The sequence below is a fragment of the Rhizobium sp. SAFR-030 genome (genome assembly GCF_059415005.1).
This window is the reverse complement of the sequence record NZ_JBPFDO010000002.1, coordinates 337654-356794: the sequence shown is the minus strand read 5'-3', so window position 1 is coordinate 356794 and position 19141 is coordinate 337654. Positions and strand designations below refer to the sequence as shown.

17 protein-coding genes and 1 riboswitch are annotated in these 19141 nt (G+C 62.8%); of the genes, 3 read left to right on the top strand and 14 right to left on the bottom strand.

Features of this window, described 5'->3' with window-relative positions:
- Position 1 precedes the first annotated feature (1 nt).
- On the top strand, positions 2 to 1672 hold the full coding sequence (locus ACR65N_RS07335) for a glycoside hydrolase family 13 protein (RefSeq protein ID WP_440456412.1): 1671 nt from the start codon (positions 2 to 4) through the stop codon (positions 1670 to 1672).
- 48 nt (positions 1673 to 1720) lie between these two features.
- On the opposite strand, the gene ACR65N_RS07330 is transcribed toward ACR65N_RS07335, so the two are convergent.
- From ACR65N_RS07330 to ACR65N_RS07320, 3 genes are all read right to left on the bottom strand, one after another.
- A complete protein-coding gene (locus ACR65N_RS07330) occupies positions 1721 to 2698 on the bottom strand; it encodes a threonine ammonia-lyase (RefSeq protein WP_440456411.1) in 978 nt (325 codons plus the stop codon).
- A gap of 279 nt (positions 2699 to 2977) precedes the next feature.
- The gene (locus ACR65N_RS07325) at positions 2978 to 3913 is read right to left on the bottom strand and encodes a glutaminase (RefSeq protein ID WP_440456410.1); all 936 of its coding nucleotides are present in this window, start codon (positions 3911 to 3913) and stop codon (positions 2978 to 2980) included.
- 8 nt (positions 3914 to 3921) lie between these two features.
- Positions 3922 to 4437, bottom strand: coding sequence for a MarR family winged helix-turn-helix transcriptional regulator (locus ACR65N_RS07320; protein WP_430306844.1), 516 nt, complete (start codon positions 4435 to 4437; stop codon positions 3922 to 3924).
- A gap of 263 nt (positions 4438 to 4700) precedes the next feature.
- On the opposite strand from ACR65N_RS07320, the gene ACR65N_RS07315 reads away from it, so the two are divergent.
- Entirely contained in the window at positions 4701 to 5360 is a 660-nt protein-coding gene (locus tag ACR65N_RS07315) for a peroxiredoxin (RefSeq protein ID WP_440456409.1), read from the top strand.
- On the opposite strand, the gene ACR65N_RS07310 is transcribed toward ACR65N_RS07315, so the two are convergent.
- The 3 genes from ACR65N_RS07310 to ACR65N_RS07300 are packed head-to-tail and all read right to left on the bottom strand — an operon-like array spanning position 5327 to position 8162.
- On the bottom strand, positions 5327 to 6157 hold the full coding sequence (locus ACR65N_RS07310) for an ABC transporter ATP-binding protein (protein ID WP_440456408.1): 831 nt from the start codon (positions 6155 to 6157) through the stop codon (positions 5327 to 5329). The genes ACR65N_RS07315 and ACR65N_RS07310 overlap by 34 nt on opposite strands.
- Complete coding sequence (locus tag ACR65N_RS07305; protein ID WP_440456787.1) at positions 6154 to 7128, bottom strand: FecCD family ABC transporter permease; 975 nt, start codon at positions 7126 to 7128, stop codon at positions 6154 to 6156. The genes ACR65N_RS07310 and ACR65N_RS07305 overlap by 4 nt, the downstream gene beginning before the upstream one ends.
- A gap of 47 nt (positions 7129 to 7175) precedes the next feature.
- On the bottom strand, positions 7176 to 8162 hold the full coding sequence (locus tag ACR65N_RS07300; RefSeq protein WP_440456786.1) for an ABC transporter substrate-binding protein: 987 nt from the start codon (positions 8160 to 8162) through the stop codon (positions 7176 to 7178).
- A gap of 210 nt (positions 8163 to 8372) precedes the next feature.
- Positions 8373 to 8605: riboswitch (cobalamin riboswitch) on the bottom strand.
- Positions 8606 to 9006: 401 nt separating this feature from the next.
- On the opposite strand from ACR65N_RS07300, the gene purU reads away from it, so the two are divergent.
- Complete coding sequence (gene purU / locus ACR65N_RS07295; protein ID WP_440456407.1) at positions 9007 to 9891, top strand: formyltetrahydrofolate deformylase; 885 nt, start codon at positions 9007 to 9009, stop codon at positions 9889 to 9891.
- Positions 9892 to 9910: 19 nt separating this feature from the next.
- Here purU and ACR65N_RS07290 read toward each other — a convergent pair whose 3' ends face one another.
- The 8 genes from ACR65N_RS07290 to araD1 form a co-directional block, all read right to left on the bottom strand.
- Positions 9911 to 10609 (bottom strand): RES family NAD+ phosphorylase, encoded by a 699-nt coding sequence (locus ACR65N_RS07290; RefSeq protein WP_440456406.1) that lies wholly within the window; start codon positions 10607 to 10609, stop codon positions 9911 to 9913.
- Positions 10603 to 11016, bottom strand: coding sequence for an antitoxin Xre-like helix-turn-helix domain-containing protein (locus tag ACR65N_RS07285; RefSeq protein ID WP_440456405.1), 414 nt, complete (start codon positions 11014 to 11016; stop codon positions 10603 to 10605). Before ACR65N_RS07285 ends, ACR65N_RS07290 begins: the two co-directional genes overlap by 7 nt.
- Before the next feature lie 138 nt (positions 11017 to 11154).
- Positions 11155 to 12345 (bottom strand): multiple monosaccharide ABC transporter permease, encoded by a 1191-nt coding sequence (gene mmsB / locus ACR65N_RS07280; RefSeq protein WP_440456404.1) that lies wholly within the window; start codon positions 12343 to 12345, stop codon positions 11155 to 11157.
- Positions 12342 to 13907: a multiple monosaccharide ABC transporter ATP-binding protein gene (gene mmsA / locus ACR65N_RS07275; protein ID WP_440456403.1), complete on the bottom strand. Its 1566-nt coding sequence runs from the start codon at positions 13905 to 13907 to the stop codon at positions 12342 to 12344. The genes mmsB and mmsA overlap by 4 nt, the downstream gene beginning before the upstream one ends.
- A 69-nt stretch (positions 13908 to 13976) precedes the next feature.
- On the bottom strand, positions 13977 to 15038 hold the full coding sequence (chvE, locus tag ACR65N_RS07270) for a multiple monosaccharide ABC transporter substrate-binding protein (RefSeq protein ID WP_440456402.1): 1062 nt from the start codon (positions 15036 to 15038) through the stop codon (positions 13977 to 13979).
- Between the two features lie 170 nt (positions 15039 to 15208).
- Positions 15209 to 17053, bottom strand: coding sequence for an IlvD/Edd family dehydratase (locus ACR65N_RS07265; RefSeq protein WP_440456401.1), 1845 nt, complete (start codon positions 17051 to 17053; stop codon positions 15209 to 15211).
- Between the two features lie 47 nt (positions 17054 to 17100).
- On the bottom strand, positions 17101 to 18027 hold the full coding sequence (locus ACR65N_RS07260) for a Gfo/Idh/MocA family protein (protein WP_440456400.1): 927 nt from the start codon (positions 18025 to 18027) through the stop codon (positions 17101 to 17103).
- A gap of 6 nt (positions 18028 to 18033) precedes the next feature.
- On the bottom strand, positions 18034 to 19023 hold the full coding sequence (gene araD1, locus ACR65N_RS07255; RefSeq protein ID WP_440456399.1) for an AraD1 family protein: 990 nt from the start codon (positions 19021 to 19023) through the stop codon (positions 18034 to 18036).
- Positions 19024 to 19141 lie beyond the last annotated feature (118 nt).

Genomic DNA, 19141 nt, shown 5'->3' with positions numbered 1-19141 from the left:
AATGTCCGAACTCCAGCCCGTAAGTTCCGCCCAGAACATCGACCGCAAGTGGTGGCACCGGTCGACGGTCTACCAGATTTACCCGCGCAGTTTTGCCGACAGCAACGGCGACGGCATCGGCGACGTTCCGGGGATCATCGAGAGGCTGGACTATCTGCAAACGCTCGGGATCGACGTCATCTGGCTGTCGCCGATCTTCGCCTCGCCGATGGACGACAACGGCTACGACATCTCCGATTACCAGGACATCGCGCCGGAGTTCGGAACGCTCGCCGATTTCGACCGGCTGCTGGCGGAGGCCAGGAAGAGGGGCATTGGCATCATGCTCGACCTCGTGGTCAATCATACCTCCGATGCGCATCCCTGGTTCGTAGAGGCCCGCAAGTCACGCGACAACCCGTTCCACGATTTCTACGTCTGGCGGGATCCGGGATCGAACGGCGAGCCGCCGAACGACCTGCAGTCCTCGTTTGGCGGATCGGCCTGGGAATTCGATCCGCATCTGGGCCTCTACTACCTGCACATCTTCTCGCGGCGGCAGCCGGACCTCAACTGGGAGAACCCGGCCGTCCGGGCCGAGATCTACAAGATGATGAACTGGTGGCTGGACCGTGGGATTGCCGGCTTCCGGATGGATGTCATCGACCTCATCGGCAAGCAGGTGGATCTCGGCATCACCAGCGACGGCGCCCATCTGCACGATTATCTGCAGGAGATGCACCGCGAGACCTTCGGCGCTCGCGAGGTGCTGACCGTCGGCGAGACCTGGAGCGTAAACCCCAGCTCCGCCCTCCTCTATTCCGGCCGTGACCGCGGCGAGCTGTCGATGGTCTTCCAGTTCGAGCACGTGACGCAGAGATGGGATCCCGTCTACGGCAAATGGCGTTCCAAGCCTTTCGATCTGCCGGCCCTCAAGGCCGTCTTCTCAAAATGGCAGCATGCGCTGGCGGACGATGGCTGGAACTCGCTGTTCTGGGGCAATCACGATCTGCCGCGCGCCCTCTCCCGCTACGGCGACGAGAAAGGCTATCCGGTCCAGTCAGCCAAGACGCTGGCGACCGTCCTGCACCTGATGAAGGGCACTCCCTACATCTACCAGGGCGAGGAAATTGGCATGACCAACGTGTCCTTCCAAAGCATCGACCAGTACAAGGACATCGAAACCCTCAACATGTACAGGCTGCACCAGCAGGCAGGCCTGTCGCCGGAGGACTTCATTCGCGGCGCAAACGAGAATGGCCGCGACAACGCCCGTACTCCCATGCAGTGGAGCGCCGATCCGTATGGCGGGTTCACCACCGGCACGCCCTGGATCGAAGCCAATCCCAACTTTGCCAGCATCAATGCCGCCGCGGGCCTGGCCGACCAGTCCTCCGTCTTCCATCACTATCGGAAGCTCGCCGCGCTGCGCAAACAGCACGACGTGATCGTCTACGGCCGGTTCCAGCTGTTTCTCGACCAGCATCCGGATGTGTTTGTCTACACCCGCACGCTCGGCGGACAAACGCTGCTGGTGGTGGCAAGCTTCTCCGCACGGCCCCTGTCGCTGGAACTGCCGGACGAGTTGGCAACCACCGGCCGCAGCCTGATCTTCAACTACGAGCCGGTCGAAAGGGTCGGTTCGACCTTGCAGCTGCAGCCTTACGAATCCTTCGCCATCTTGCGCGAATGACGGCACGGGCGTCTTGCTCGCCCGTGCCAGGATCCATACGCCTGAGGCTCAGTCGCCGTAGCGCGTCAGGGCGTCTGCGAACACGTCGGGGTCGACATTGCCGCCCGAGCAGACGGCGATGACGGTATCTGCAGTAATCTCGTCCTTGCGGAACAAGGCTGCGGCCAGCGCAACCGCGCCACCCGGCTCGACGACAATCCGCAACCGGTTGAAGGCAAGCACCATCGCCCGCAGCGCCTCTTCATCGGTGACCACGAGACCGGGACCGCACAGACGCGAAGTGATGGGAAAGGTGATGTTGCCGGGCTGCGGGGTGACGATCGCATCACAGACGGATCCGCCCATCGCCTCGTTACGCTCGATCCGTCCACTCTTCAGCGAGCGTGCGGTATCGTCGAAGCCGGCCGGCTCCACCGGCCGCGCCGTCAGCCCGGGCGCCCGTGCTTCGAGCGCCAGCGCAATGCCGGAGGTCAGTCCGCCACCGCCGCAGCAGACCAGCACGTCGGCCGACGAGATGTCTTCCTCGCGCGCCTGCTCGGCAATTTCCAGCCCCACCGTCCCCTGCCCGGCGATCACCAGCGGCTCGTCGAATGGCCGGATCAGCGACAGGCCGCGTTCTTCGGCCAGACGCGCGCCCAGCAGGTCGCGGTCCTCGGTCAGCCGGTCATAGAGGACAACTTCGGCGCCATAGGCGCGGGTATTCTCGATCTTCGAACGCGGTGCATCGGACGGCATGACGATGACCGCGGCAATTCCATGCATGCGCGCCGCAAGCGCCACGCCTTGCGCATGGTTGCCGGAGGAAAAGGCCAGGACGCCGCGGCTTCTGGTCTCCGGGTCGAGTGCAGAGACGGCCGACCATGCGCCGCGGAATTTGAAAGAACCGGTGCGCTGCAGGCACTCGGGTTTGACGAACACCCGGCGGCCGGCAATCTCGTCGAGGAAGGGCGAGGATAGAAGCGGCGTGTAGAGGGCGCGACGACCGATGCGCAGGCGCGCCGCTTCGATCATGTCTATATCGGTCATGTGGAAGATCCCCGAAAGTTGCAGCTGACAGAGCCTCAAGCCTAGGGCCTGTCGCGTCCGGCAGCAATGGCGAGGAACCGTTCACCCCCCGGCAAAATCGGTAGGGATAAATTGGCGAGACGGGGCCGACAAAGGCCACCGTCTCGCCTGCCGCATCTCCCGGAGAAGGGGGATGATCACGTTCAGGGGGACCTGAGATATGGGGTTGGTGGCAGAGATATGTCGGTGGTCCGGAAAGGCAACCGGCCGCTCCGGCCGCTTCCCAAATTTATTTGACCGTCAGGCGGCCGGTGCGCCGAACACCGACCAGCCGGTGCGGTTGGCAAGCATTTCCAGCGCCAGCGAGCCGATGAGGGAGTTGCCGTTGTCGTTCAGGCCCGGAGACCAGACCGCGACCGAGGCACGGCCCGGCGCCACGGCCAGAATGCCGCCGCCGACACCGCTCTTTCCAGGAAGACCGACATGATAGGCGAAGTCGCCCGAGCCGTCATAGTGGCCGCAGGTGAGCATCAACGCGTTGATGCGGCGTGCCCGCTGGCTGGAAACGACGGTGTGTCCCGTCAGCGGGTTCTTGCCGTTAGCGGCCAGAAACAGGCCCGACCGGGCCAGCTGCGTGCAGGTCATTGCCAGCGCACACTGATGGAAATAGACGCCCAGCACATGCTCGACGGGATGCTCCAGCCTGCCGAACGACTTCATGAAGTTCGCCAGCGCGAAATTGCGAAAACCGGTCGCCGTTTCAGACCGCGCCACCTCGGGGTCGATCGTGATCGATGGATCGTCGGCAAGGTACTGGACGAAGCGGACGATCTCGGCGATCGCCTCCTTCGGCGTATGCCCCGCCAGCACCAGATCGCTGACGGCGATCGCGCCGGCATTGATGAACGGGTTTCTCGGCTTGCCGCTCTCGTGCTCCAGCTGGACGATGGAGTTGAAGGCCGAACCGGACGGCTCGCGCCCGACGCGGTTCCAGGTGGTTTCGCCGTGCTTGCCGAGCGCCAGCGTCAACGTGAACACCTTGGACACGCTCTGGATCGAAAACGGCTCGTCGCAATCGCCGGCTTTGTAGATCCTGCCATCGAGATCGATGATCGCCATGCCGAACTTGCGCGGATCCACATGGGCGAGCTGCGGAATGTAGTCGGCGACCTTGCCCTCACCAAGGCGCGGCTGGAGCGCGCGATGGATGTCGTCGATGATCTCCTGGAGGTCCATTCCGGGCGTCACTCTTCCGCGACGCTTGACAGATGATTGGCCGCCGACGCCTTGACCAGACCGACCTCTTCCCAGAGAGAGGCGACAAGCGCAGGGTCGACATCGTCCATCATGTCGCGCAGCCAACCCTCATGCGCTGCAGCCATGGCGGAGAAAAGCCGCGTCCCGGCCTCCGTCAGCCGGGCGACCGTGACCCGCCGATCGCCCGTCGGCGTTTCCCGCACCACCAGCCCGTCCGCTTCCAGCCGCTCCACCAGCCCGGTAATATTGCCGTTGGTGACCATGGTGCGCTTGGAGAGCTCGCCAAGCCGCAACCCATCCGGCTCCCGGTAAAGTTGCGCCATCAGGTCGAACTGCGGCAGCGTGGCGCCGAACTCGGCACGCAGGCGCTTGCGGATCTCCCCCGAGATCAGCTTGGTGGTCGACAGCATTCTCAGCCACAGCCGGGTCTCCGGCTTGCTTCTGGCATACGGCCCGTGCGCGGTGATTTCGAGGTCCAAAGCTGTTTCGACAAATTCCGTCATTGGTCGATCCTGCTCCCCATGATTGTCTCGGTAAGCTGTAAGAAGAGGTATTTGAAATGTCAAAGGTCTCGATCTGCATCTCGTGCCCGCCTTCAAAGTTTCGCGGAAGCCGGCTGCATGCCCGAGCCACAATTCTGCTCCGAGCGCTGCCGGGCTGAGAACGGTTTTGCGGCTATCGGCCTTCAGTTGAAATCGGCGCCCTCGCATTTGCCGCCACTTCGCCTATGTTGAGCCCCTAACCTGAGTTGAAGGAGACTAAGCTCGTGTCGCTGCGCATCAATGACGTTGCTCCGGATTTTACTGCGGACACCACGGTCGGTCCGCTTCAATTCCACGACTGGATCGGCGACGGCTGGGCGGTGCTGTTCTCGCATCCGAAGAACTTCACGCCGGTCTGCACGACGGAACTTGGCACCATGGCCGGCCTCGAAGGCGAGTTTCGCAAGCGCGGCGTCAAGATCATTGGCATCTCAGTGGATCCGGTCGAAAGCCACGGCAAGTGGAAGGACGACATCCGCACCGCCACCGGTTTCGATGTCGAATACCCGCTGATCGGCGACAAGGACCTGAAGATCGCCAAGCTGTACGACATGCTTCCGGCAGCTGCCGGGGATACGTCGGAGGGCCGCACGCCGGCAGACAACGCAACGGTGCGCTCGGTCTATGTCGTCGGGCCGGACAAGAAGATCAAGCTGATCCTCACCTATCCAATGACCACCGGGCGCAACTTCAACGAGATCCTGCGCGCCATCGATTCGATCCAGCTGACGGCAAAGCACCAGGTGGCGACGCCTGCCAACTGGCAGAACGGCGACGACGTGATCATCACCGCGGCAGTATCGAACGAAGACGCCATCGCGCGCTTCGGCTCGTTCGACACCGTGCTGCCCTACCTGCGCAAGACCAAGCAGCCGACCGCCTGATCTGCATCAGGGCGCGTGCCGGGCCGCTCGGTCACGCGCTCTTCCACCGCAAACCGGATGGACATCTGTCCGTCGATCGTTTCCACCCGTGCATCGACTTCAAAGACATCGCGGATTAGGTCCGGCGTCAGGACCTCATCCGGAGCACCGATCGCCACGAGGCGGCCGTGCTTCATGACGGCGATCCGGTCGCAGAAAAGCGCTGCATGATTGAGGTCGTGCAATGCAGCGACCACGGTCAGCTGCAGCCGGCGCACGAGACGCAACAATCCGATCTGGTGTCCGATGTCGAGATGGTTCGTCGGCTCGTCAAGGATCAGTAGCTGCGGCTGCTGAACGAGCGCGCGGGCAATATGCAGGCGCTGGCGTTCTCCGCCCGACAGGGTGTGCCAGCTGCGCGAGCCGAACGCCGCCATGTCGACGGCTTCAAGTGCCTCGTCGACGATGCGGTCATCGGCCCCCGACCACGGGTCGAAGAAGCCAAGATGCGGCGTCCGGCCCAATTCTACCGCCTGGCGCGCCGTCAGCCGCTCGGAGGTTTCCGCCTGCTGCTCGACCAGCGCCACCCGCGCTGCGAGATCACGGCGGGCGATGCTGGCAATGTCTGCGCCGTCGAGCTCGACGGTTCCGCCTTTCGGCCGGCGCAGGCCGGCGAGCATGCTGATGAGCGTCGTCTTGCCGGAACCGTTCGGGCCGATGATGCCGAGGAACTCTCCCGAGGCAGCGGACAGCGAGACCTCGTCGACGATCTTCGTCGTGCCGCTTGCCCAACTGACCTGTCGTGCGTCGATCCTCACAGGCTTGTCCTCCTGCGGCTCATGATGAGGGCGAAGGCCGGCGCCCCGACCAGGGCCGTGATGACGCCGATCGGCAGCACCTGGCCTGCGACGAGGACCCGCGACAGGATATCGGCGAGGATCATGAAGACGGCACCCGTGACCGCGGCCGCCGGCAACAGGACGCCGTGGCGGATGCCGACCAGCATGCGCGTGGCATGCGGAATGACCAGACCGACGAAGCCGATCGAGCCGACAAGCGACACCATGACGGCCGTCATCATCGCCGTAACACCAATCAGCACCACGTAGACGCGCGGCACCGAAATCCCGAGCGACGCGGCCGAGGCCGTGCCGAAGGCAAAGGCATCGAGCGCCCGCGCATGGGCGAGACAGACAAGCAGCCCGACGCCGACCGCCGGCAGCGCCAGCCCGACATCCGGCCAGCGCACCCCCGACAGATTGCCGAGCAGCCAGAACATGATGCCGCGCGCCTGTTCGGCATTGGCGGCCTTGGTCACCACGAACGAGGTGAGCGCGTGGAACAGCTGCGAGCCGGCGACTCCCGCAAGAATGATCGCCGCCGACCCTCGGCCCGCCCTCCAGGCCAGCAGCGAGACCAGCGCGAAGGCGAGAACGGCGCCGGCGAAGGCGCCGAGCGGCAGGCCGACCAGCCCGCCGCCGAAACCGAGGATCGCCACCGCCACCGCACCGGTGGAAGCGCCTGCCGAAATGCCGAGGATGTAGGGGTCGGCAAGCGGATTGCGCAGCAGCGCCTGCAGGACGACACCCGAGAGGGCAAGGGCGGCGCCGCAGCAGGCTGCGACAACCACCCGGCTCAGCCGGTAGCTCCAGATGATGCCGGCGTCGATCTGGTCCACCGCGTAGCCGGCGTTCCATGCCTTGTTGGCGACCGTCTTCCAAACGACGTCTATCGGTATCCGCGTCTCGCCGATCGCTGCCCCGAGCCCCAGCGCAGCAGCAAGCAGCATCAGGGCGACGACAGTCGCCGCGGTACGAATGGCGGGCTTGCGGATCCTCACCGGCTGATGCCTGCCGAGGCGATCGCGTCGGCGAGGATCTCGATCCCGTCGATGGTGCGGATGGTCGGGTTCATGGCCTGCGCATCGAGTTCGATGATGTGACCCTTCTGTACCGCGTCCATCAGGCTGGCGACCGGATCGGTCTTGAGGAACTGGCGCTTGACGGCGATCTCGTCGGCCGGATAGCGGCGCCGGTCCATGCGCGCCGCAACGATCAGCGACGGATTTGCCCTGGCGACGGTTTCCCAGCCGATCGTCGGCCATTCCTCATCGCTATCGATGATGTTGCGGATGCCGAGAGCCTGCATGATGTAGCTCGGCGCGCCGTTTCGCCCGGCCACGTAGGGATCGGCCGCCGGCGACGCGCTGGAGAACCAGAAAACCGCCGACAGCGCGCCGCTTGCGGACGCGACCTTGGCGCGTGCCGCGGCTTCGCGTTTCTGCAGATCGACGACCACCTGCTCACCGCGATCCTGCACGTCGAAGATCTTCGCAAGGTCGCGGATTTCCGCGTAGATCAGGTCCATGGTGAACGGCGCGACACGAACGCCATCGCCGCCTGTCGAATTGTCCTTGCCTGTGCAATCGGACGGCGATGTGTAGACCGGCACCTGCAGGTCTTCGAATTGCTTCAAAGTGCCCACCGTGCCCTTTGCTCCGACGTGCCACTGAAACTGCACGGCCACCAGATCCGGCCGCGTCGCGATGACGCTTTCGAAACTCGGATCGTTGTCGGCCAGCCGCTTCACCTTGGCGTCGACCGCCTCGTAGCCCGGCAACACCGGGCCGACCCAGACGGCCGTGCCGGCAACGCGGTCGCCGAGCCCGAGCAGATAGAGGATCTCCGCCGAGCTCTGGCCAATCGCCACGGCGCGCTTCGGCGCGTGCTGGAAAGTGACGTCACTCCCGCAGTTCCGGATCGTCAAAGGATAGATGGTGGGTGAGGCTTGCGCCTCGCCGCCCAACAGACCTGCGGCCAGCATCAGGATCGCGGTTGCCGTACCGGCACCGCGGGCTAGAAATTTCATCATGGATTACCCCAGAGTGAGAAAGAACAGGATTGCAGGCGTCACGCGCTGCATCCGGTGATCGATGTGGCTCGTCCGGGGATATGGCTGTGCAAGAGAGTGCGCTCGCTGATGCGAGAGAAGGTCATGGTCAACTCCTGTTCCGGGCATCCCCGCCCGTGACTTTGGACTTTTCGATCGATGGCAGGTCTCCTGGCTCACGGTAGTCGCGTCCCATCTGCCTTCCCGCGCTTTCGGCGCAGTGGCATGGCGCTTGCGCGCCACGAGGATGTTCAGCTCCGCTTACAGTTGCGGGGGCAGCCCCGGCATTGGCAGCTTAAAAAAGATGCCGCACCGAGTTCCCTATTAATCCCCTTGCCCCATGGAGGGCGTGAGGAACCATCCGCGCCAGATAAACGTGGCATCGCTGCTTGGTCAAGCGAAGCGTAACCTAGATCTTCTGCGTCTTCTCGCCGTCCGTAATGTAATATCATTACGACCTAGCTGCTCGTTTTTGATCTGTCCACCGCCAAAACGTCACCGGCGCGATTTCCTGTGATCTCCAACACCGTGACCCGGTGCTCAGGATGCTTTGGCCGGCTGCGACGGAGATGAACGGGCCGATGGCGCAACCGGAATGGCAAAGCCCGCCGTCGGCTCTAAGCTTCAACCCAGGTCGATTGCGAGAGAAGGCGGCGCATCCTGCATGTGACCTTGATATTCGGCGTGCCTCGGCTATTGCGGTGTAGCTGCCTTCCCACTTCGAGGGGCACCGCCCCGCGCCAACCCGCCTCGCCCGTCCGGGCTTTGGAGACCGACGATGAAGAACTACGTGCTGACCGTATCCTGCCCCACTGCCCGCGGCATCGTCGCGGCTCTGTCGGGCTATCTTGCGGAGAACGGCTGCAACATCGTCGATTCCTCGCAATTCGACGACCTCGATACCGGCCGCTTCTTCATGCGCATCAGCTTTCTGTCGGAAACGGGTCTTGGTCTCGCCGATTTGGCGGAGGGCCTCAAACCGATCGCGGAAAGGTTGGGCATGCAGGCGGAGATCCATGACGGGTCAAGCCGCATGAAGGTTCTGCTGATGGTGTCGCGCTTCGGCCACTGCCTCAACGATCTGCTCTACCGCTGGAAGATCGGCGCCCTGCCGATCGACATCGTCGGCGTCGTCTCCAACCATTTCGATTACCAGAAGGTCGTGGTGAACCACGACATCCCCTTCCACCACATTCCGGTGACGAAGGAGAACAAGCCGCAGGCCGAGGCGCGGATCATGGACCTGGTCGAGCAGACCGGTACCGAGCTGATCGTGCTTGCCCGCTACATGCAGATCCTGTCGGACCGCATGTGCACCGAAATGTCGGGCAAGATCATCAACATCCACCACTCGTTCCTGCCGAGCTTCAAGGGCGCCAATCCCTACAAGCAGGCCTATCAGCGCGGCGTGAAGCTGATTGGAGCAACCGCCCACTATGTCACGGACGACCTCGACGAAGGCCCGATCATCGAACAGGATACGGTGCGGGTGACGCATGCCCAATCGCCGGACGACTATGTATCGCTCGGCCGCGACGTGGAAGCACAGGTGCTGGCGCGTGCCATCCACGCCCACATCCACCGGCGGACATTCATCAACGGCAACCGCACCATCGTCTTTCCGCCGAGCCCGGGAAGCTATGCGTCGGAGCGCATGGGGTGATCGACCGGCGTCTTCAGCGTCAGGTGACCGCGAAAACCTTGCCCGTATCGTACTGACGAACATAATCCACCCGGTCGCCGTCCCAGTGGTAGCTGTAATGGCGCCCTTGAGCCGGTACGGAAATGACGTCCGGCCAGAAGAGACCGATGCACTGGCCGCCCGACCAGCGCACACTGTTCCACAACAGCCCGTCGCTTCCGGCGGCGCGTCGCACCCGGCCTTCCTCTTGCGAGGCCCGATAATCGTCGGGATCAAGCACGCCAGGAACACCATTCACATCATCGAGCCTGTGGTCGACGGTCCCGACCAACACGCGGAAATCGGATGTCCATCCGGCGGCTTCACCGGTAGCGCGCATGAAGGCCTGATGATGATGGATGGTTTCGGCCAGCGCGACCTCTTCGCTGTCACCGGCATAATAGATGCCGTAGCTGCCATCTGTGAATCGGCCCGGCCTGTCGGTCGAGCAATGGACGAACGGTGCCATCAAGAGGCTCGATCCCGGTCCGGACACCCGTCTGTGGGCGGGCACTTTTCCGAGATCGCCGACAGCCAGCCGTATGCGAGGGTTGGTTTTCTCCTCCACCGAAAGCAGCGCTTCCCAGTCGCGCGGATCGGCAATGTCCTCGAACAGGTCGATCGGCGGGTAGATGGAGCGGATGATGCGGAACGTCTGAGCCCATCGGACGTCTCGCGAAACGGCACCTGCGGCTACCACGCCGACCGCTCGGCGTTCAGCCAGTCCCGAAGGGACGCGAGATCGGCCATTTCGCCGCGCATCATGATGTCGAGTGCCGACTGTCCGCCGAAGGCAGCATTTGACTTGCGGATCCAGGCATAACCACGCGCGGCATCCTTGAAGATGTATCGCAGCCCTTTGTGGATTCCCATGAGATGCGCCATGCGCATACGCAGGTCCCGGTCAGTGCGACCGATGATCCCTTCCTTCCAGCGTGCCCAGGTGCGCGCCGACATGCCACCAAGCAGCGTGCAGGCTTCAGCATCGGACAGCTGCCATGCCCGAAACAGATTGACGGTGGTTCGCGCCAGAGCACCTGCTTCCTCGTCGGTTATGATGGGGCTGGAGCCCGCAACCGGCGTCTCCACGATCTGCTGCAACTGCATCATCATCTCCCTCTTGCCGTACGGCAACAACATAGTCATGAATTGCCATTTGGCAAGACATGGATGTGTGTCGACATACGCGAAAAGCCGCGGGATCCTTGCGATCCCGCGGCTTTTGAAGATGGGTGGGCGTTGCGTTTAGCGGCGCTGGTTGTAGACGTCGACGCAGACGGCGCCAAGCAGCACCAGGCCCTTGATCACCTGCTGGTAATCGATGCCGATACCAAGGATCGACATGCCGTTGTTCATCACACCCATCAGGAAGGCGCCGATCACGGCACCCGTCACTTTGCCGACACCGCCATAGGCAGAGGCGCCGCCGATAAAGCAGGCCGCGATGACGTCGAGCTCGAAGCCGGAGCCGGCCTTGGGGGTGGCGCTGTTCAAGCGTGCGGCAACCACGAGGCCACCCAGTGCTGCCAGAACGCCCATGTTGACGAAGGTGAAGAAGGTCAGACGCGCGGTCTTGACGCCCGACAGTTCGGCGGCGCGGATATTGCCGCCGACGGCATAGATCTGTCGGCCGATGATCGTGCGGTTGGTGAAGAAACCATAGCCTACAATCAGAAGTGCCATGATGATCAGCACGTTCGGCATGCCGCGATGCGACGAGATCAGGTAGGCGATGTAACCGACTGCGGCGAGAACGACGATGTTCTTTCCGACGAAGAAGCCGAAGGGCTCACTCTCGACGCCGTGTGACAGGCGACGGGCGCGGCTGCGGATGTTCTGCCAGACCAGCAGCAGGGCCAACGCCACGCCGAGGATCAGCGACGTGATGTAGAGACCGCCTTCTGCCGAAATGAATTCCGGGATGAAGCCCGAGGAGAGCTTCTGGAACGTCGGGTCAAACGGACCGATGGAGCGGCCGCTCAGCACCGCGATCATCAAACCGCGGAAGACCAGCATGCCGGCCAGCGTCACGATGAAGGAGGGGATCTTCAGATACGCGACGAAGTAGCCCTGTACCGCACCGATCACGCCGCCGATGATCAGGCAGATGATGCTCGCGGTGACGAAGTCGAAGCTGTACTGCACCATCATCATCGCCGCCACCGCGCCGACAAAGCCGGCAACCGAGCCGACCGACAGGTCGATATGACCGGTAATGATGATCAACAGCATGCCGAGCGCCATGATGACGATGTAGCTGTTCTGCAGGATGATGTTCGTCAGGTTCAGCGGCTTCAGGAGAATGCCGCCGGTGGCGAACTGGAAGAACAGGACGATCACCACCAGCGACAGCAGCATGCCGTAGTCGCGAAGGTTATCTTTCAGGAAGCCTGCAACCGATTGAGGCGCGGGTGCGGTGGTCTCTGGCGTTGTCATTCGTTTCTCCCCTTGCGGCGCATGATAGCACGCATGATGTTCTCCTGGGTGGCGCCTTCACCGGCTACTTCGCCGACAAATTCACCCTCATGCATGACCATGATGCGGTCGCATATGCCGATCAGCTCGGGCATTTCAGAGGAGATCACCACGACCGCCTTGCCGGCGTCCGCGAGTTCGTTGATGATGGAATAGATTTCATATTTGGCGCCGACATCGATGCCGCGTGTCGGCTCATCGAGGATCAGCAGATCCGGGCCGGTGAACAGCCATTTCGACAGCACGACCTTCTGCTGGTTGCCGCCGGATAGCTTGCCGGTCTCCTGGTAAACGTCATGGCTACGGATCCGCATGCGGGTGCGGAATTCCTGGGCGATCTTCATTTCCGACATGTCGTCGATGACGCTGCGCTTGGAAACGCCGACCAGGTTCGCGAGCGAAATGTTCTTGCGGATATCCTCGCCAAGGATCAGGCCGAGATGCTTGCGGTCCTCCGTCACATAGGCAAGACCGGCCTCGATGGCGCGGTTGACGGTCGAAACGTCGACCTCCTTGCCGCGCATGCGCACAGTGCCGGTGATATGGCGTCCCCAGGAGCGGCCAAAGACGCTCATCGCGAATTCGGTCCGGCCGGCACCCATCAGGCCCGACACGCCGACGATTTCGCCGGCTCTAACCTTCATCGAGACGTTCTTCACCACCTGACGATCTGTATGCTGCGGGTGATAGACCGACCAGTTTTCCACCTCGAAGATCACGTCGCCGATCTTCGGCTCGCGCTTCGGGTAGCGGCTCTCCAGATCCCGATCCACCATGCGGCGAACAATCTCGTCTTCGTCGACGGGGCCGTCGTGGCAATCGAGCGTGCCGACGGTGCGACCGTCGCGCAGCACGGTGATGCGATCCGCGACTTCGGCGATTTCGTTCAGCTTGTGGCTGATCATGATCGACGTGATGCCCTGGCGGCGGAATTCCTTGAGCAGTTCGAGCAGTGCCGCGCTGTCCGTTTCATTCAGCGAGGCCGTCGGCTCATCGAGGATCAGCAGGCGCACGTCCTTCGACAGCGCCTTGGCGATCTCGACAAGCTGCTGCTTCCCGACACCGAGATTGGTCACCAGCGTATCGGGCGCCTCGCGGCCCAGGCCAACCTTCGCCAGCAGCGCCTTGGTCCGCTCGTAGACCGCCGTGCGATCGATCACGCCGAACCGCGACGGAGCGTTGCCGAGAAAGATGTTTTCGGCGATCGACATCAGCGGGATCAGCGCCAGTTCCTGGTGAATGATGATGATGCCGAGCGCTTCGGTATCGTTGATGGTGCGGAAGCTGCGCTCTTCACCATCATAAATGATGGAGCCCTCGTAGGAGCCATGCGGGTAGACGCCCGACAGCACCTTCATGAGGGTCGATTTTCCGGCGCCGTTCTCTCCGACCAGCGCGTGGATTTCTCCCTCGCGCACGGTGAAGCTGACGTCGGACAGCGCCTTGACCGCGCCGAATGATTTGGAAATGCCGCGCATTTCCAGGATCGTTGAAGGTTCGGCTGCAGTCACGGGTGCGAGCATGCCATCATCTCCGATGGGATAGGAAAAATGCGGCGGCCGATCCGGCCGCCGCATCGGTGAGGTGTGATCTTACTGGATCTGTGCTTCGGTGTAGTAACCGGTGTCGATCAGCATCTTCCAGTTGGTCTTGTCGACGGCAACCGGCTTCAGCAGATAAGACGGAACGACCTTCTTGCCGTTGTCATAGGTCTTGGTGTCGTTGACGGTCGGTTCCTTGCCGGTCATGACGGCATCAACCATGTCGACGGTAACCTTGGCCAGTTCGCGGGTGTCCTTGAAGATCGTCGAATACTGTTCGCCGGCGATGATCGACTTGACCGAAGGAACTTCGGCGTCCTGACCGGAAACGAACGGCATCGGCATGTCGCCAGAACCGTAGCCGACGCCCTTCAGCGACGACAGGATACCGATCGAGATACCGTCATAAGGCGACAGAACAGCGTTCAGCTTCTTGTCGTTGTAGTAGGCGGACAGGATGGCGTCCATGCGGGCCTGGGCGGTTGCACCGTCCCAGCGCAGCGTGGAAACCTTGTCCATGCCGGTCTGGCCCGATCCGACGACGAGCGTGCCCTTGTCGATCAGCGGCTGCAGAACGCTCATCGCGCCGTTGTAGAAGAAGAAGGCGTTGTTGTCGTCCGGCGAGCCGCCGAACAGTTCGATGTTGAACGGGCCCTTCTCGGTATCGGCCTTGAGAGCCTTGACGAGCGTGGTGGCCTGCAGAACGCCGACCTGGAAGTTGTCGAACGTGGCGTAGTAGCTGACATTCGGCGTGTCGCGGATCAGGCGGTCATAGGCGATGACCTGGATCTTCTGGTCGGCAGCCTGCTGCAGAACGTCCGACAGGGTGGTGCCGTCGATGGCCGCGATGACCAGAACCTTGGCGCCCTTGGTGATCATGTTCTCGATCTGCGAGAGCTGGTTCGGAATGTCGTCTTCTGCGTACTGCAGGTCGACGGTGTAGCCGCGCTCTTCCAGAACCTTGACCATGTTGTCGCCATCGGCGATCCAGCGGGCCGAGGACTTCGTCGGCATGGCAACGCCGACGGTGCCCTTGTCGGCAGCGCCGGCCGGAGCGGCAAACGCCATGGCTGCGAACATGGCAACCGTTGTGAGATACTTCAAAGCTTTCATCGAATAATTCTCCTCCTAAACGGCGGGACTCACGTCGAGCCCGTCTTCATCCCCCGTAGACAGCCAGGCTGTCCACCGTTGGTTGGTCCGAAACGGGACCCGCTGCAATGAGCAGATCCCGTTCTGTCTTCCGGCAATTGGTGACAGGGATATCCCTGCCGCAAGCGCCTTTAGTGATTGTCGCGCGGAATGCCTTCCGTCTGGGCGATCCGCTGATACTTGACCGCCGGCTCCAGCACGGCGCCGGATTCCAGCTGCCCGACGATGCCGCGCTGGATTTCCTGCCACGGCGTCTGGTGCTTCGGATAGGCATAGCCGCCATTCGCATCGAATTCGCGACGACGTGCGGCCAGTTCGTCATCCGAGATCAGGATGTCGGCCTCGCCGCGACCCACGTCGATCCGAACGCGGTCGCCGGTCTTCAGCAGCGCCAGGCCACCGCCGGCGGCCGCTTCCGGCGACGCGTTGAGGATCGACGGGCTGCCCGAGGTGCCGGACTGGCGCCCGTCACCGATGCACGGCAGCGAGGTGATGCCCTTGTTCAGCAGGTAATCCGGAGCGCGCATGTTGACGACTTCGGCAGCACCGGGATAGCCGATCGGGCCGGCGCCGCGCATGAACAGCACCGAGTTTTCGTTGATCCCAAGCGACGGGTCGTCGATCCGGTGGTGATAGTCTTCCGGACCATCGAACACGACGGCAGTGCCCTCGAAGGCTTCCGGATCGTTCGAGTTGGAGAGATACCGGTCGCGGAACTCCTTGGAGATGACGCTGGTCTTCATGATCGCCGAGGAGAACAGGTTGCCGCGCAGGACGCGGAAGCCGGCATGCGCCTTCAGCGGCTGGTCGAACGGACGGATGACCTTGTCGTCCTCGATGATCGCGCCGCGGCAGTTGTCGCCGATCGTCTTGCCGTTGACCGTCATGGCGTCCTCGTTGATGAGGCCCTTGCTCATGAGCTGGTTGACGACCGCCGGAACGCCGCCTGCGTGGTAGTAGTCTTCGCCGAGGTATTCGCCGGCTGGCTGCAGGTTGACCAGCAGCGGGATCTCTTCGCCGTAGGTCTGCCAGTCGTCGACCGTCAGTTCGACGCCGAGATGGCGTGCCAGACCGTTGAGGTGGATCGGCGCATTCGTCGAGCCGCCGATCGCCGAGTTGACGCGGATAGCGTTGATGAAGGCATCCTTGGTCATGATGTCGGAAGGCTTCAGATCCTCCTTCACCATTTCGACGATGCGCAGGCCGGTCAGGTAGGAAATCTCCTGGCGGTCGCGGTAAGGCGCCGGAATGGCGGCCGAACCGGGAAGCTGCATGCCGAGCGCTTCGGCAAGCGAGTTCATCGTCGTCGCCGTGCCCATGGTGTTGCAGTAGCCGGTGGACGGCGCGGAGGACGCAACCAGCTTGACGAAGCCCGCATAGTCGATCTCGCCCTTCGCCAGCAGTTCGCGGGCCTTCCAGACGATGGTGCCCGAACCGGTGCGCTCGCCGCGGAACCAGCCGTTCAGCATCGGACCGACGGAGAGTGCGATGGCCGGAATGTTGACGGTGGCCGCCGCCATGAGACAGGCCGGCGTGGTCTTGTCGCAGCCGATCGTCAGCACGACGCCGTCGAGCGGGTAGCCGTAGAGAACTTCGACGAGGCCGAGATAGGCAAGGTTGCGGTCGAGACCGGCCGTCGGACGCTTGCCGGTTTCCTGGATCGGATGGACCGGAAATTCGATGGCGATGCCACCAGCTTCGCGGATGCCTTCGCGCAGGCGATGTGCCAGCTCGAGATGGTGACGGTTGCACGGCGAAAGATCGGAACCGGTCTGGGCGATTCCGATGATCGGACGATCGCTCTGCAGTTCGGCCTGGCTGAGGCCGAAGTTCATGTAGCGCTCAAGGTAGAGCGCCGTCATGTCGGCATTGTCCGGATTGTCGAACCAGGCGCGCGAACGCAACTTGTTCACCTGACCGCGCTTGGCATCGGTTTCGGCGATCTCGGTCGACGGGAAATTTTCAGAGTTTGACATTGTCTTCTTCTCGTTAAGCGCGTGAAACGGACATCCGCATGAAGCGGTCAATCCTCAAAAGCGTCGACCGCGTGTCGCTTGCCCAGCATAAACGCATCCGCCACATGCACCAGCGGCGAAAAATCCGTATCGGAACGCCCGGCCGCGACCAGCTCGACGAACTGCCGGTAGAGGTTGCGGTATTCGCGGTCCTCCTCGACGATTTGCGCCGCTCCGTCGACGAACAGACGGCTTCCGCCGTGGGTCAGGACGATCGATCCTTCCTCGGTTTCGATCCGGATGTCCCAGGTCTGCGGCCCGGTCTGGCGCCAGTCGAATGACGCGGTCACCGGCAGGCCGGATGCCGTTTCGAAGGCGAGATCTGCAGCGATCGGTGCGGCGCGGTTCTGCGGGAACGACAGCTCGGACGACACGAGGTGGAACGCCTCGGGCATGATTCGCGTGACGATCGACAGCGCGTTGATACCGGGATCGAAGACACCGAGACCGCCCGGTTCCCAGATCCATGCCTGCCCCGGATGCCAGTGGCGGACATCTTCCTTCCATTCGACGTGGACCGAACGGATGCGCCGCGTTGCGAGCAGCTGACGCGCGGGCTCGACAGCTGCGGCTTCACGCGAATGCCATGTGGCGTGCAGGGTCACGCCCTGTTGTAACGCCAACTGTTCCAGCGCAAAGACTTCGGCAAGCGTGGCGCCAGGCGGCTTTTCCAGCATCACGTGCTTGCCGGCCAGAAGGGCGGCGCGCGCCTGGGCGAAACGACCTTGCGGCGGCGTGCACAGCGACACCGCGTCGACCTCGACATCCGAGGCCAGCAGCTCGTCGATTTCGGTGAAACAGCGCACTCCGTCCAGACCGGCATTGCGGCTGGCGACGGCAACCAGCGAGACACCATCGATGGCGTCGATCGCACCCAGATGCTGATCGCGGGCGATCTTGCCGAGGCCTACGATTGCGAGACGAATGTCAGCCATGACGCCTCACAGAGCCCGGATGGCAACAGGCGACTCAGCCGCCACGGCCAGCCGGTTGACAAGTGTCAACCCAAAAGGTGCAGCCGAGATCTCGAACTGGTCGCCCGGCTCGGTCTTTATGCCCTCGGAGAACGACAACGTCGCCGTGCCGAAGAAATGCACGTGCAGATCGCCCGGACGGCGGAAGAGATCGTACTTGAAATTGTGGTATTCGAGATTGGCGATGGTGTGCGACATGTTCGCTTCGCCCGACAGGAAGGGCTTTTCGAAGATCACCTTTTCACCGCGCCGGATGCGGGACGTTCCCTCGACATGGCTCGGAAGCTCGCCCACCAGCAGTTCCGGTCCAAGCGACGCCTGGCGCAGCTTGGAATGCGCGAGCCAGAGGTAGTTACCCTTTTCGGTCACGTGGTCGGAGAACTCGTTGGCGAGACAGAAGCCGAGGCGGAAGGGCGTCCCGTCGGGGCCGATCAGGTAGATCGCCGCCAGCTCCGGCTCTTCGCCGCCATCCAGTGCAAACGCCGGCGAGACCAGGTCTTCACCCGTGGACTTCAGCTGCGAGCCGTCGCCCTTGTAGAACCATTCCGGCTGAACGCCGGCTTCGCCGGGCTTCGGCTTGCCGCCCTCGACGCCCATCAGGAACATGCGCATCGAGTCCGTCGGCTTCTCGGCAGACTGGGCTGCCTTGTGCATCTTGTCGCGGCCGTCGGCCGATCCGAGATGCGTCAGGCCCGTGCCGGCGACGATGAAATGTGCTGGATCGGCATGTTCGACCGGCAAGCGCAGACGGTCTTCGCGCGCGGCCAAAGCCAGATCGACGGCCGGGCCTACTGGCTGGCCGGATATGAAATCGGCAAAACTCTTGTTGGCGGCAATCGCCTTCTGTGCCAGTTCATAGGTCGAGGACACTCCCTCGACGATCCTGGCCTCCCCCTCGCCGTCCCAAGCCACTACGCGCACCTGTCCGTCGACGGACACCTGCAAAAGTCTCAACATTGCAAAGCCTACTCTTATTCATTCCGCGGCATGAGCCGCGGTTTCCTCCCGGCGCCTGACGCCTTGGCTCATTAATATGACTATTTGTGCAGGCGCCCTGTTGTCAAGCGGGATCAGT

Bases quoted from the DNA above. Each gene is read 5' to 3' on its own strand.
- ACR65N_RS07335 (WP_440456412.1), top strand. From the start codon at position 2: ATGTCCGAACTCCAGCCCGTAAGTTCCGCCCAGAACATCGACCGCAAG.
- ACR65N_RS07330 (WP_440456411.1), bottom strand. From the start codon at position 2,698: ATGACCGATATAGACATGATCGAAGCGGCGCGCCTGCGCATCGGTCGT.
- ACR65N_RS07325 (WP_440456410.1), bottom strand. From the start codon at position 3,913: ATGGACCTCCAGGAGATCATCGACGACATCCATCGCGCGCTCCAGCCG.
- ACR65N_RS07320 (WP_430306844.1), bottom strand. From the start codon at position 4,437: ATGACGGAATTTGTCGAAACAGCTTTGGACCTCGAAATCACCGCGCAC.
- ACR65N_RS07305 (WP_440456787.1), bottom strand. From the start codon at position 7,128: ATGCTGCTTGCTGCTGCGCTGGGGCTCGGGGCAGCGATCGGCGAGACG.
- ACR65N_RS07300 (WP_440456786.1), bottom strand. From the start codon at position 8,162: ATGCTGGCCGCAGGTCTGTTGGGCGGCGAGGCGCAAGCCTCACCCACC.
- purU (WP_440456407.1), top strand. From the start codon at position 9,007: ATGAAGAACTACGTGCTGACCGTATCCTGCCCCACTGCCCGCGGCATC.
- ACR65N_RS07285 (WP_440456405.1), bottom strand. From the start codon at position 11,016: ATGCAGTTGCAGCAGATCGTGGAGACGCCGGTTGCGGGCTCCAGCCCC.
- mmsB (WP_440456404.1), bottom strand. From the start codon at position 12,345: ATGACAACGCCAGAGACCACCGCACCCGCGCCTCAATCGGTTGCAGGC.
- mmsA (WP_440456403.1), bottom strand. From the start codon at position 13,907: ATGCTCGCACCCGTGACTGCAGCCGAACCTTCAACGATCCTGGAAATG.
- chvE (WP_440456402.1), bottom strand. From the start codon at position 15,038: ATGAAAGCTTTGAAGTATCTCACAACGGTTGCCATGTTCGCAGCCATG.
- ACR65N_RS07265 (WP_440456401.1), bottom strand. From the start codon at position 17,053: ATGTCAAACTCTGAAAATTTCCCGTCGACCGAGATCGCCGAAACCGAT.
- ACR65N_RS07260 (WP_440456400.1), bottom strand. From the start codon at position 18,027: ATGGCTGACATTCGTCTCGCAATCGTAGGCCTCGGCAAGATCGCCCGC.
- araD1 (WP_440456399.1), bottom strand. From the start codon at position 19,023: ATGTTGAGACTTTTGCAGGTGTCCGTCGACGGACAGGTGCGCGTAGTG.